Genomic DNA, 14,271 nt, shown 5'->3' with positions numbered 1-14,271 from the left:
GCAAAAACCCTGCAAATGTTAAAAAAAGGAACCAAAATGTACAGCATTTTAACAGGAAACTGTCCAAGATGCCAAGAGGAGAGCATGTATGAGAAATCTAACCCTTATACACTGTCCAAAATTTTCAGCATGAATGAAAGATGCTCCCATTGTGGTTTGAAATATAAGATCGAACCTTCCTTTTTTTATGGTGCAATGTACGTGAGTTATGGTGTAGGTATTGCTTTTGCTGTCGCTGCTTTTGTAATTTCCTTTTTGTTAATTGGCACTTCTTTGATGACTACCTTTATATCGATTGTAGGCACCATGATTGTTTTTATGCCAGTAATTATTAGGTTATCCAGAAATATTTGGATCAACTTTTTTGTGAAGTACGACCCTACTGCTGTTAAGAAAAACAAGGCAATAAAAGGTTAATCGGAATAATATTTTTTGGTAAATCTTTGGATATCCATTTCTGGATCAAGCTCACCATTGTTTTCTATAAAATCGAATAACTGCTTTGATGCATAGGGTCCAATTAGCACCCCTCTTGACCCAAATCCATTTAAAACATACAAATTCTGATGCTCTGGATGCCTCCCGACCAAAGGTCTGCGATCCACTACGGTGGGACGAATTCCTGCTACGTGGTCAAGGACTTCAAAATCACATTTTAAAAAGGTCTTCAATTTTCCCAAAAGTTCATTTTTGGATTCTTCGGTAGGTGTGTTGGTCTTGTCTTTCCACTTATAAGTAGCTCCCACCAAATATCTGTCATCAACCATTGGAATAGTAAAAACAGATGATTTAATCACATTTTCCTCTTTATAATCGGGTGCATGGATAATCAATAATTCTCCTTTGGTTCCGTTCATGGGCAGATATCCAAAGTATGGGCTTTGCTTAAGCCCATAACCGCATGCAAATACAATCCTTTTGGCGGTAATGGATTTGTAGGCCACTTGATCTTCGGTGATGGAAAGCGCATCAAAATCAAAAGGTTCAGCTTGTAGTTGTCCTTTCTTATCCAAATAATTTTTGTAGGAACGCACCAATGTGCCCGTATCAATTCTACCTGTATATTTCACCTCACCAAAACCATGGGGCGCATCAATGCTAGGATTGTTGTTCGGCAGAATTTTAGTGGACAGAAAATAATCCAACTCTGAACGGTCCGAAGCTTCAAACCATAGGTTTTGTTCTTCAATGGAAGCAAACTTTCGCAGAACGGGAAGTTCATAATCCAATTTTACATCTAGTTTTTCTTCTAGGTATTGATAGAACGGTTTGGCGAGTTCCAATTGTTGTTTGGTCTTCCAGGCCATGGTAAATCTTTTCAGAATTACGGGATTGTACAGCCCTCCAGCTACCTGGGAGGCTCTTTGTGATTCATCGGAAATTACCTTGAACGATTTTCCATTTTTCTCCAATGTTTCGCAGAATGATATTCCTGCCAAACCTAGACCTACTACAATATAATCCAACATGCTACAAAATTAGGCATCTGATTGATCTCTTGATCACTGAGTCCTCAGTTTAATGCAAAAAAAAACGCCGCACTAGATGCGGCGTTTTGCTTTATTGAATTGGAAATATTTCTATGGGTTAAAATTAATAGGCCCACATATCTTGCTCTCTATCTCGTATGCCCTCTTTTATTCTTTGAGCTTCCAAGAGCTGGAACAATGCATTATCAAAAATGTAATCACTTATCTCACGATCTTCGTGAACATTTTCCTCTTTATAGATAATACCGTTGAATCGACGTGCGTTCAACAACATATCAAAGGAAATAGGTCTTGCTGAGTTGCGCTGGTTATACACCTTGGCATCGTGCAGGATTTTCCTTGCCGCAGGGTACCATATCCAAAACAACTCTACCTTGTTCTGTCCCGGATCTACAGATTCATCATCTATAAAGTTTACATCGGGTGCAACTGGTGCAATTCCCAACAAGCGAAACTTAAGCTCTCCTTGGCGTTTATCGAAATACCAGATTCCTTTTATACGATATTCCTCAATATCTGCCGCAGTAAGATCCCTTTGGTTAATAAACTCTGGGGAAACCTGTTCACCGGCATTTACTTGCTCATATCCTAAATCTGTTGTATCCACTTTACTCAAGGTAGCTGCAAGGTCTTCCAACTTTCTTTTTTCTGTAAAGTAGGAATCTGTATAAACCTCCGTAAGGTTTCCATTTTTGATGTTCTTCATCAAAACGTGGTACAGTGACCTTCTATCCTTTCCAATACCTATGGTATCGGTTGGGTAATACAATGGAAAGTTAACTCGTTCGTCAAGATCGATGATTTCCCATACGGTTTTGGACCAAAGGATATCCCTATCATCCACATAACCATACGCTAAAGGCTCATCAGCATCTTGCTCTATTTGAGCTTGGGTTTTCTTACCTATATCTTCGGGCAATTTGGCATTCAAAATGTTTGCCTGCGCCATGATTGATACCGGCAATATGCCCAACAATCCAATTAATAGTGCGTTTTTCCAATTCATGATCACTTGTATACTTTTTATACTTCTTAGTTAGTAAGCTCAACCACAACCGGAGATACTTTCTTCAACTTGTAACTCTTATTGTTTGTGATGTAAGCTTGGATATCGAATATCTGGACAGACTCGCCCCTACCTGCTCTTTTAAGTGCAGATTTAGCTCTGTTATCCAATTTGTTTCCGTTTACAACTACTGTAGGCTGACCTGGTACTTTGAATTTGAATTGACCTACTGCAAGGTTCAAGTCAAAATCGAAGTCTTCCAACATAGCACTAACCGTTGCGATTTCAAGGTTCTTTCTAGGCATTTTTATGCTACCGGATTCTCCTCGAACGGTACCGCTTGGTCTTGGAATATCCTTGATACGGAATTCAGACGAGGTACGGATTCCTTTACCATCAGGCAATGTACCTGAAGCTGTAATGGTTACCGATCTACCTGTTCCAGGGTTCATGATGTAATTGCTACCACTTCTTCTGCTCAAACCAGGAGCTGAAGCTGAAACCTTGTTATCTGGAATACCAGGAATAGAGATGGTCATTGGGTTAGAAACACCACGGTAAACCACATTCATCTTATCAGCAGAAATTACTGCTGCGTTAGGCATAGAAATAGTTGCAAAAGTATTGTTTACTTCTACTGGCACTTCGTTACCATCCTGCATATAAGTCATGGTTCCTTTAATGGTATGGTCACCTGGAGTACCGGCACTGATCAACATTTTGATACCACCAGCTTCCAATTCGTAATCCTTACCTTCTGTCAATGGTCTTCCGTCCAAAGTCAACTCAGCTTTTACAGGAGTAGAAGTCCTGTCAGTTTTACTAACAATAATTCTACCATCATATTTTTCACCAGCGTAGTATGCAGACTTAGGAGCATCCAATGCACTGGCAAAATTTGTCAAGGAAACCGCTTCGGTCAACTCACCTTCCAAAAGGGTTTTCAATACCTCTTGCTCGGTAGTTTTGATATCTGCCTGCAATTGGGTCAACTTGGTCAAAGACGCTACCAATGGGAACCCTTCGAAGTGATAGTTGATCCAATCTTGACGCGTACCATCGCGTTTCTCAACTTTACCGTCGTCTTTTTTACCATCGCCGGTTGCAAAGCGAGTTTTAACCGCTGATTTCAATGCTTCAAATTCGCCTTCTGGCAATGCGTTGATTACGCCTTCACGATAATTATTGATCTGGTCCATGAACTTTTTTCCTTCTGGGCCCAAATTGTCGCCTTGAAAGAATTTTTGGTCCAAGTAATCAGACTTGTCCATAACCACATAGTCTTTTGGGTCTTCCAAATCTGCGGTCATTTCTTTCTTCAATCCTTCCAAATAATTGTAATAAGAATCTGAAAGTTCTTTGATCTGTTGAGCGTCTTTATAAAGTTCTCCATACTCTTCTTCATTTTCAGAAGCTTTGGTTTCCAAACTAGCAAAAAAGCTAGAGTTGTTGGAGTCCATATTGGTATTGGAAGTTTCCAGCTTTTCGTTCATTAGTCCGAAAGCGGCAAGTACTTCCTTGCTCATATTAAGTGCCAACATCGCGATGAAGATCAAGTACATAAGGTTGATCATCTTCTGACGTGGTGTTTGTTTTCCTCCTGCCATGTTTTTCTAATTAGATTTAATAATTAATTTGATTTGGTTTGGTTTTCTGTTGATTTAAAAACCTCTAATTAGACTTTTCCGCCCATGGCTGTAAGCATACCTCCGTATACTCCGTTCAAAGAAGATAGGTTAGTGGCCAAAGACTCCATTTGGTCTTTCAAGGCACCTGCGTTCTGAACTACTTCCTCGTTAATGGAAGCTTGTCTGCTTGCGCTTTCCAATTGTACTTTGTACAAGCTGTTCAAAGATTCCATTTGAGCTGCTGCATGAGACAGTTCCTCAGAGTATTTTTTAGTGTGCTGAATAGCATCTGTAGTAGGAGTGATATTCTTGGCGGCACCTTCAAAACTCTTGATACTTTCACCTAAGTTGGAGAAAAGTTCAGAATCGATTTTAGCGTCTTTAAGAAGACTATCCAATTTCTTGGAAAGAAGTCCTTCAGCTTCTTGAGCATCTTTAGCTTGTTGTTTTCTGGAAGCATCTGCTTCTCCACCGGCCAATTCTGGGTACACCAAAGACCAATCGAATTCATCATCTATTGGTTCAAATGCAGAGATAGCAAAGATCAATGCTTCAGTTATAAGTCCAACAGCAAGAAGAAGTCCACCTGTAAGTGGTCCAAATTCCCAGTGAAGGATCTTGAACAATGCACCAATAATTACTACCGATGCTCCAAGCCCGTAGGCCATATTAAACAGCTTTTTTGTTGATTTTGACTGCGCCATAATTCTAGTTTTAATTAAGTTATATAAAAAATAAGTATTTGGTTACTACTCTTACTTGTTTATATAATGTTCTCTCGTTGTTTTCTTATAATCCGCTTCTTCCTTCGGTAGAATCTTCTTCACCCATGTAATCCTGCACGGTTCTGAAACCGATATAGCTTCTTGCAGAATCCTGGTATTCATAATCACGTGTACTTACCTGTAGGAAGTACGCAACATCTTTCCAAGAACCTCCACGTATTACTTTACGCTGATTGTCTTGGGACCCAATGTTCGGGTTCATGGTGGATAGGTATTCGTATGCTCCTGCATCAAAGCTGGAGTTGGTCCATTCGGATACGTTACCTGCCATATTATACAAGTTATAATCGTTTGGTTCAAAAGATTTTGCTTCTACGGTATACAAGGCCGCATCGGCTGCATAATCTCCACGTTGTGGTTTAAAGTTGGCCATAAAACATCCTGTGTCGCTGATCACATACGGACCACCCCAAGGATACGAGCCTCCTTCAATACCACCTCTTGCAGCATATTCCCACTCAGCTTCGGTAGGCAACCTAAACTGGTTTACGAATTGTTTTCCACGACTTTTTTGATCGTCGTTCTTAAATTTTGTCCTCCAGTTACAGAAAGCCTTGGCTTGCATCCAGTTTACTCCTACTACAGGATAATCACTGTAGGCATCGTGCCAGAAGTAATCGTTATGCATTGGCTCGTTGTAGCTATATTCAAAATCTCGAATCCATACCGTAGTATCCGGATAAATTTCCAATTCCTCATGTTTGATGAAGTCTTTTCTGTTTCCGGATCTTGCCCGTGCAGCAGATTCAATGTCCATCCAGCTGTACTTATACTTAATCTTAGTAACGTCCACACTCCTTAATCCATTATAGCTTTCTTCTTCTGGAAGATAAATGGAGTCCATTACTTCAGCGTAGTACTCATCTGGATATTCGGAAGTGTCCCATACTAGATCAACATCCTTGTTCAGTGCCCTACCTTCATATCCGGTGTCTCCAAGACCTGCATAGTTATCGAGCATATACTTATCGTAAACGGAAAGTTCGGTGGTATCGGTATCTTTAAAGGCGTATTCACCAATACCTTCATCCTCTGGACTTATGCCCAGCTCGTCGGCCAAAATGGCCAATTTTGTTCTTACAATGGAGTCCTTGACCCACTCCACAAATTGGCGGTACTCACTATTGGTGATTTCCGTATCGTCCATATAAAAGGAACGTACGGTAACCGTTCTTGTGGGAGCGTTCAATACTTTTGCTTGATCCTCTTCGGCTTTCCCCATTACAAAGGCACCTCTAGGAATCAGTTCCATCCCATAGGGCTTTTCTGGATGCCACTTTTTTCCCTGGACCCCAACTAGTTCACCTTTTGATCTTGATTTAGAGCCGCAACTGCTAAGCAAAAAAACAAGTGCTATAGATGAAAAGAATAGCTTTCTCATACTTTAGGTTAAATTATTCGATTCAAGATTTAATAACTGCACTACACATATTCATTACTCTCAAAACTGAATTTTGAATAAATTATTGTGTAAAAACAATTAATGGTCAAAATTTAATTTAATTAGTTCAAGCCTTTTCTGTAGGCTTTGAACCACCTTTCGGGAATGTTCTGGTTGCAAGCATCCAAATAGTCCTCCTCGGTGCAAGGTAATAACGCCACCGAATTTGATTTAGTATGTTCTGCTAAAATTGTTGGCACTTCTACCCACCATCTTTCTGTGACATGGCTTTTGAAGAAGATCAATTCTTCCGTGTCCGTGGGTACAGTAAACTTTGTGAAGTCTTCGCTCTTTGAGCTTGGGTATTCTTTTATTCTGAAACTCAGGCCCTCGATAAAATACCATATGATCTGGGCGATCATCTGGAATGCCTGATGCGAATTTTCCCCCTCGTAGATGCCAAACAGGGAAACTTTATCGCTTATTCCGGCATAGCGGGCAATGGCACATATCTCCCTTCCGGTAAAACCATTGGGGGAAAAATTTTGGGTCATACCCATTTCGCTTGCCCGTATAGCCCTTAAATCCAAACTTACAATATCGCTACTGCGCAATACGGGTTCAGCCAATTCTATATTTGCAACTACCTCACCCAACCGATAAGCATCAAAAAAAAGACGTTCCATCAAATCTTTTTCTTCTTGTGCATTGAAATAACTTTGATACCCAATGTTCGAAAAGTTGAAAAGATTATTTGGTTTGTCTGTAATAATTCTACTCATATAAGAATGTGATGAAATAAGCTCATCGTCCTCACCGAAGTCAAAACGACTATCAATGGAGACTAGGTTTACCATATTCTTTATTTGATCAAAAGCGCGATATGTTGGGAATGTAATGTCTTGGGTAAGCCCCAATACTATAGGTATAATGTTTTCTTCGAGAAGTCCAGCTACAATTTCCTTTACCACAAAGTAGGTATCCTCAACTGTATTGCCCTCTTCCACATCCCCTATATCGATGATATTGGAGTTCCAATTACCCATCATTAATCTGTAGAGTTGGATTCGAACTTCATCCAAGTCCAGTTTTTCAGGCTTTTTCTCGAATGCGTTTCTGGATTCCAATACGCCAAATATGGCTACATCTGCATGGGCGAATACCGGAAGCCCATCCTTTTCCGTGTGCATATGGATGTTCTTGCCCAATGCTTGTTCTGGCAACAATTCGGAATGTGCCAATACCTTGTCCTTAACCGGAACCAGAAAATCGAAGGCCATACTATTTCTTAGCTTTTGCTTTTGTCTTGGCTTTTTTCTTTGGTGATTTCTTTTCCAATAAGGCTTGTGCTTCTTCCAAAGTCACTTTTGTGGCATCCACATCTTTGGAAATTTCCACCTTTACCTTACCTTTTATAATATTATGCCTTCCCCAACGGGCTTTTTCTATCCTGATTTTTTCCTCGGGCCATTCTTGAACGAGCTTCTCCTCTTCTTTTTTCTTTTTGGCCTCGATCAATTCAGCAATATCCCCATCGGAAAGATTATCGAAATCGTATTTTTTGTTCACGTTGATGAACATGCCGTCCCACTTAATAAAAGGTCCAAATCTACCTTTACCTTTGGTAACATCTTTTCCTTCATAGACAGCAATTGGTGCATCGGCCTTTTGCTTTTCTTTGATCAGTTCAATAGCACGATCCATATCTACATCAAAAGCACTTTCGCCTTTGGCTAGGGAAATGAATTTTTTTCCGAACCGAACATACGGACCATAGCGACCCACATTTGCTTCGATTTCCTCACCTTCATACACTCCCAATTTTCTTGGAAGCTCAAAAAGCGTCATGGCTTCTTCAAAAGTGATGGTTCCTATGGATTGATCTGGCAATAAACTGGCAAACTGAGGTTTTTCCTCGTCATCCACAGTACCAATTTGCACCATCGGCCCAAAACGGCCCAATCTCACGGATACTTGCCTACCAGATTCCGGGTCTGTACCTAAAACACGTTCTCCGCTGGCACGCTCGGCATTTTCTTCAACTTCCAGTACATTGGGATGAAAATCCTTGTAGAAATTTTTCATCATTTCTTGCCAATCTTCATCACCTGAAGCGATTTCATCAAAATCTTCTTCTACCTGGGCGGTAAAGTTGTAATCGAGAATTTGAGTGAAATGCGTTACCAAAAAGTCATTTACGATCATACCGATATCAGTCGGGACAATCTTTCCTTTTTCGGAACCCACAATTTCGCTCAGTTGGCTATCGGATACTTTTCCATCTTCCAAAACCAACTGTGCATATTTACGTTCAGAACCTTCAACGGTGCCTTTTTCTACATACCCCCTATTTTGAATGGTAGATATGGTCGGTGCGTAAGTAGAAGGTCGACCGATACCCAGTTCCTCTAATTTCTTCACCAAAGAAGCTTCCGAATAGCGGTAAGGTGGTCTTGAAAATCTTTCGGTGGCGGAAATAAATACGTTTTGAAGTGGCTCCCCAATCTGCATGGCCGGCAGCATTCCTTCTTGCTCTTCGCCTTCCTCATCATCGGTTCCTTCCAGATATACTTTAAGGAAACCATCAAACTTCACCACTTCTCCATTGGCTGAGAATTCTTCGCTGTGGGTGCTTGCTTTTATTTTTACATTGGTACGTTCCAACTGGGCATCGCTCATCTGCGAAGCCAGGGTACGTTTCCAAATCAGTTCGTATAATTTCGCCTGGTCCCGCTCCAATTGGGGCGACTGTAATTTCATATCCGTAGGTCGAATCGCTTCGTGAGCTTCTTGTGCTCCTTTGGATTTGCCCGTAAAGTTTCTGGTTTGACTATATTTTTCACCATAGTTTTCCACAATGGCATCCTTGGCGGCTGATAAAGCTTCACTGGAAAGATTCACACTATCGGTTCTCATATAAGTAATAAGACCAGCTTCGTACAAACGTTGCGCCACTTGCATGGTTCGGCTTACCGAAAAATAAAGCTTTCTTGAAGCTTCCTGTTGTAAAGTGGATGTAGTAAATGGTGCAGCAGGTGATTTTTTTGCTGGCTTTTGGGCCAAATCGGAAACCGAAAAGTCCGCCCCTATATTTTCTTTTAGAAATTTCTCGGCAGCTTCTTTTGTTGGGAATGTTTTGTTCAGCTTGGCAGCAAATGCATTACCTCCATCAGTTTTAAATTCCGCTTTTATTCGGAAAGAAGCCTCTGGAGTAAATCCTTCAATTTCCCGTTCACGTTCCACGATCAAGCGTACCGCAACAGATTGCACCCTACCTGCAGAAAGTCCCGGTTTTATTTTTTTCCAAAGTACTGGTGATAGTTCATATCCCACCAATCGGTCCAACACCCTACGTGCCTGTTGCGCATTGACCAAGTTATAATTAATGTCCCTTGGATTTTCTATGGCCTTTTGAATGGCCGATTTGGTAATGGAGTTAAAAACAATTCGTTTTGTTTTGCTTTTATCCAATCCCAACTCCTCTGCCAAGTGCCAGGAAATAGCCTCTCCTTCACGGTCTTCGTCACTTGCGAGCCATATAGTTTCGGCTTTTTTAGCCAAGTCCCGAAGTTTTTTCACCAAGGCTTTCTTCTCCTTGTCAACAGTATATTTTGGCTTAAAATCGTTCTCCACATCTACACCGAGTTCCTTTGATGGAAGGTCGGCAATGTGCCCAAAACTAGACTCTACTTGAAATTCCTTTCCTAGAAATCGCTCAATGGTCTTCGCCTTGGCGGGGGACTCTACAATAACTAAATTCTTTGGCATGCACTGGGTTTTGTCTCAACAAAAGTATATTAAAATTTAAACTTCAGCATTCACCGGTATGCTTTTGATATTAAAATCAAAAAAACATCATGCAATTTTGGAAACTCACATTAATAAAATTCTCTGGCGATACTGGGCAAAATAATTCTTATTTTTAGGGAGACTAACTCGATAACCCAACCAAAATGACCAACCGCATTCTAATCATAGTACTTGCGTTACTATGTTTTTATCCCACCAACGCACAACGAAAAAATAAAAAAAACAACACTCCTCAATTTAAGGAATCGCTCTATAACGGAATGGAATGGAGAATGGTGGGCCCGCACCGAGGAGGCCGGGCCGGAACTGTTACAGGTGTGGCCAACGACCCTAACCTATATTATATGGGTACCGCAGGTGGTGGCGTCTGGAAAACAACAGATGCCGGTAATTCCTGGGAATGCATTTCAGATGGTTACTACGGAGGTTCCATCGGAGCTGTGGCCGTAGCAGAATCCGACCCCAACATTATTTACGTAGGGGAAGGCGAACAGACTTTACGTGGAAACGTTTCTTCCGGCAAAGGACTTTGGAAAAGTATGGATGCCGGAGAAACCTGGGAATTCATAGGCCTTAAAGATTCAGAACACATTGCCCGTATACGCATTCACCCTAAAAATCCTGACATCGTATATGTAGCCGCCATTGGAAATCTATGGAAACCCAATGAGGAACGTGGTGTTTTCCGATCTACGGACGGAGGAAAAAATTGGGAAAAGATTTTATACGTGAGTGATAACGCTGGTGCTGGTGATCTGATCATGGATCCGAACAACAGTAGAATTCTTTACGCTGCTACTTGGCAAATGAAACGAAATGGGTACCGCATGGATAGTGGTGGCCCAGACAGCAAAATGTTTAAAAGCACCGATGGCGGAAACACTTGGAAAGATATTTCAGAAAATTCAGGGTTACCTGGTTTTCCATGGGGAATTGTTGGACTAACCGTTTCGCCTATCGATTCTGATAGGGTATTTGCCATAATCGAGGCCGAAAATGGTGGAGTTTTCCGTTCCGATGATGCCGGGGCAACTTGGAAAAAAGTGAACGAGAATAGAGGACTAAGACAAAGAGCCTGGTATTACAGTAGAATTTATGCCGACACCCAAAACATAGACAAGGTCTGGGTTATGAATGTAAGTTATGGCGTTTCTACAGATGGCGGAAAAACTTTTACTTTAAAAAATGCACCCCACGGAGACCATCACGATCTTTGGATAGACCCGAACAATAACCAAAGAATGATTATTGCGGATGACGGTGGTGCTCAAATCTCCAACGATGGCGGAAATAACTGGACCACCTATTACAATCAACCCACGATGCAGTTCTATCGCATTGCAACGGATAGCATATTTCCTTACAGAATATACGGAGCGCAGCAGGACAATACCGCCTTGCGTGTTTTCCATCGCTCTTCAGGTTCAAGCATCACAGAAAATGATTGGGAGCCAACTGCAGGGGGCGAAAGTGCACACTTGGCACCAGACCCTAAAAACAATCAATTGGTTTACGGTGGAACCTATAAAGGGTACATGAACCGTTTAGACCATACCACAGGACAAACCATCTCCACAAACGTATGGCCCGACAACCCTGCAGGTTCCGGGGCGGAGGTAATGAAATACCGGTTCAATTGGAATTATCCATTGACTTTTAGCCGACACGATTCCAATGTACTTTATGCGGGTTCAAACTATTTGCATGCAACAACGGATGGTGGTCAATCATGGAAAACCATTTCTCCAGAATTGGCAAGGGGCATTCCAGAAACCATTGAATCTTCTGGTGGACCTATCACCCAGGACAACACTGGAGCAGAATTCTATTCCAATGTTTTTGTGATTACAGAATCCATTCTGGAAAAAGGAGTGATTTGGACAGGAAGTGATGACGGACTTATTCATGTGACCCGGGACAATGGCACAACGTGGGAAAATGTAACTCCACCAGCCTCCATGTCACCTAAATTGAATATGATCAACTGCATCGATGCCAGTCCATTTAAACCTGGAACGGTATATGTTGCCGCTACGTCATACAAGTTCGGGGACTATACTCCTTATTTATACAAAACGGATGATTACGGAAAAACATGGACCTTGATTACCGATGGCATTAAGGATAATTATTACACGCGTGCTATTCGTTCCGATAAAGTAAGAGAAGGATTATTGTATGCCGGTACGGAATGGGGCATGTACGTTTCTTTTGATGATGGAGCAAACTGGACACCGTTCCAATTGAATCTGCCAATTACCGCAATCCGAGATCTTCATGTTAGGGACAATGATTTGATTGCTGCCACACACGGAAGAGGCTTTTGGATGATAGATGATTTAACTCCATTGCACCAATTGTCCGAAGAAGTAGCCAATAGTGATTTTTATCTGTACAAGCCCGATATGGCATACAGAATGCACCAAGCTAGATCTTGGCAAGCACCTAACACCAAATTGGTGGGCGAAAATCATCCTGATGGAGCCATTATCAATTTTTATCTGAAAAGTTTAAAAGAAACAGATACCGTCAACATGGAAATTTTGGAAACCGATGGGAGCGTCATTCAAAGTTTTTCCAATCATGCCGAACCCGATAAATTGGACCCGACCTCAACTCAAAAATTGGAGGTTTCCGAAGGAGGTAACAGATTCATCTGGAATATGAGATATCCCGGCTACCAAGAGTTCAAGGGAATGGTATTCTATTCCTCGCCCAACATGGGACCAAAAGCGGTTCCAGGTAACTACAAAGCAAGACTCACCGTTAACGGAAACTCTGTAGAGCAAACCTTCACCATTGTTAAAGACCCAAGAGTAAAACTCAACCAACAAGATTTTCAAGATCAATTTGACTTTGTAATGAAGGTGCGCGATCAAGTTAGCCGTGCCAACAATGCCATCATCAATATTAGGAACATTAAAAAGGATTTGGCTTATTTAAAGGAGAAAACAAAGGACAATGCCGAAATCCAGAAAATGGCAAAGGATTTTGAAACAGAGCTCTCGGTTATTGAGAACAACATTCACATGACCAAAAATCAGAGTAGACAAGATCCTTTGAATTATGGAATAAGAATCAATAACAGGCTGGCATTTTTGATGGTGGACTCACAACGTGGGGACCAAAAGCCGACAAAACAAGCCCAAGAGTTTTTTGTGGAGGTGACCAAGGAACTCAATAAGGAAATCAATGATTTAAACGCTTTAGTCGAAAAACAAGCCACATTGATCAACCAAAAGGTAGATGAAAATCAAATTAAAATGATTTCCACAGAATAGAATCAAACTTCATTCAAAATAAAAGCGCCTCGAAAAAGGGCGCTTTTTTATTTTACTTTTTTTGTTATGCATCCATGGAAATCCCCACAGCATCTTTATAAATAAAGTAAATTGGGATTTTACTGAACATAGCCGTAAACAAGACTCCCACCAAACATAATATCACACCTAATTGTGAGACCAATCCGGCTACTAGAACCAAAAGAAAAATCATCAACCAATTTTTATTGCCAAGTGCAAATCCTGATTTTACAATCTCTAGAGCACTAAGTTCTTTATCAAAAGCAAAAAATGCCGGGAACAAAGACATGGGAACCACCAAATATATAATTCCAATACCACAGGCCAGAATACCTAAAAAGGACAACCCCACCATTATCAGGGAAAGAATCAACGCTTTGGTCAAATACTCTTTTTTGAAATAAAAAAAGTAATCATCCCTGCCCAATTCATTCAAATCGTACTTTCTACAAATGCGTAAAAACGCGGCATTCAAACAAATTCCAATAGTCATGACACCAACAGTAGATATCGGCATGATCAAAGACATCAATCCTGCGAAAGCCGGAGGCATTTCTTGATGGTCAAACACATCCGGATTACTTATCCCCATGGCAATCATAGGTAGGTAAATCATTAAGTAAAAGGGTAAAATGCTAACAAAGGTCAGTATAAGCGTAATGAATCCTTGAAGCCACACTTTTTTAAAAAGCTCAATGGAATTATTGAACACGGTCCCAAACTCTACCGGGGCGCTTTGATTTATCCTCTGGGTAAGGTTAGTAAAATTCATCTGTTAAAATGGTTATGTTTTAAGCTTGAAGGTAATACTAACAGCCGATTCCGCAATATATTCTTAAAAAATACTGCCATATTGTCACTAAAATGGA

General features: G+C 40.9%; 10 protein-coding genes. 2 read left to right on the top strand and 8 right to left on the bottom strand.

The annotated features are described in order from the left end of the window. Positions 1-15: 15 nt before the first annotated feature. A complete protein-coding gene (locus ACQQ5U_RS13490; RefSeq protein WP_437398283.1) occupies positions 16-417 on the top strand; it encodes a DUF983 domain-containing protein in 402 nt (133 codons plus the stop codon). Here the strand turns inward: ACQQ5U_RS13490 and ACQQ5U_RS13485 are convergent. The 7 genes from ACQQ5U_RS13485 to topA form a co-directional block, all read right to left on the bottom strand. Beyond that, positions 414-1,469: an NAD(P)/FAD-dependent oxidoreductase gene (locus ACQQ5U_RS13485; RefSeq protein ID WP_437398282.1), complete on the bottom strand. Its 1,056-nt coding sequence runs from the start codon at positions 1,467-1,469 to the stop codon at positions 414-416. The two genes, ACQQ5U_RS13490 and ACQQ5U_RS13485, sit on opposite strands and share 4 nt — an antisense overlap. Before the next feature lie 124 nt (positions 1,470-1,593). Further along, positions 1,594-2,496 (bottom strand): gliding motility protein GldN, encoded by a 903-nt coding sequence (gene gldN / locus ACQQ5U_RS13480; protein ID WP_437398280.1) that lies wholly within the window; start codon positions 2,494-2,496, stop codon positions 1,594-1,596. A 26-nt stretch (positions 2,497-2,522) separates the two neighbouring features. After that, positions 2,523-4,103, bottom strand: coding sequence for a gliding motility protein GldM (gene gldM / locus ACQQ5U_RS13475; RefSeq protein WP_437398278.1), 1,581 nt, complete (start codon positions 4,101-4,103; stop codon positions 2,523-2,525). 68 nt (positions 4,104-4,171) lie between these two features. Continuing rightward, positions 4,172-4,828 carry a gliding motility protein GldL gene (gene gldL, locus ACQQ5U_RS13470; RefSeq protein ID WP_437398276.1) on the bottom strand — a complete coding sequence of 219 codons (657 nt, stop codon included), beginning with the start codon at positions 4,826-4,828 and terminating at the stop codon, positions 4,172-4,174. Between the two features lie 85 nt (positions 4,829-4,913). Beyond that, a complete protein-coding gene (gene gldK, locus ACQQ5U_RS13465) occupies positions 4,914-6,290 on the bottom strand; it encodes a gliding motility lipoprotein GldK (RefSeq protein WP_437398274.1) in 1,377 nt (458 codons plus the stop codon). A gap of 122 nt (positions 6,291-6,412) precedes the next feature. Continuing rightward, entirely contained in the window at positions 6,413-7,570 is a 1,158-nt protein-coding gene (locus tag ACQQ5U_RS13460) for a formimidoylglutamase (RefSeq protein WP_437398271.1), read from the bottom strand. A gap of 1 nt (position 7,571) precedes the next feature. Then, a complete protein-coding gene (gene topA, locus ACQQ5U_RS13455; RefSeq protein ID WP_437398269.1) occupies positions 7,572-10,058 on the bottom strand; it encodes a type I DNA topoisomerase in 2,487 nt (828 codons plus the stop codon). 185 nt (positions 10,059-10,243) lie between these two features. Between topA and ACQQ5U_RS13450 the strand changes: the two genes are divergently transcribed. Then, positions 10,244-13,381 (top strand): VPS10 domain-containing protein, encoded by a 3,138-nt coding sequence (locus tag ACQQ5U_RS13450; protein WP_437398267.1) that lies wholly within the window; start codon positions 10,244-10,246, stop codon positions 13,379-13,381. A 64-nt stretch (positions 13,382-13,445) separates the two neighbouring features. Here the strand turns inward: ACQQ5U_RS13450 and ACQQ5U_RS13445 are convergent, their stop codons facing one another. Continuing rightward, entirely contained in the window at positions 13,446-14,174 is a 729-nt protein-coding gene (locus tag ACQQ5U_RS13445; protein ID WP_437398265.1) for a hypothetical protein, read from the bottom strand. Positions 14,175-14,271 lie beyond the last annotated feature (97 nt).

The organism is Flagellimonas lutimaris (assembly GCF_051494225.1).
Lineage (GTDB): Bacteria > Bacteroidota > Bacteroidia > Flavobacteriales > Flavobacteriaceae > Flagellimonas > Flagellimonas lutimaris_A.
Note: the sequence above shows the minus strand (reverse complement) of the source record. Positions and strands in the feature narration are given on the sequence as shown.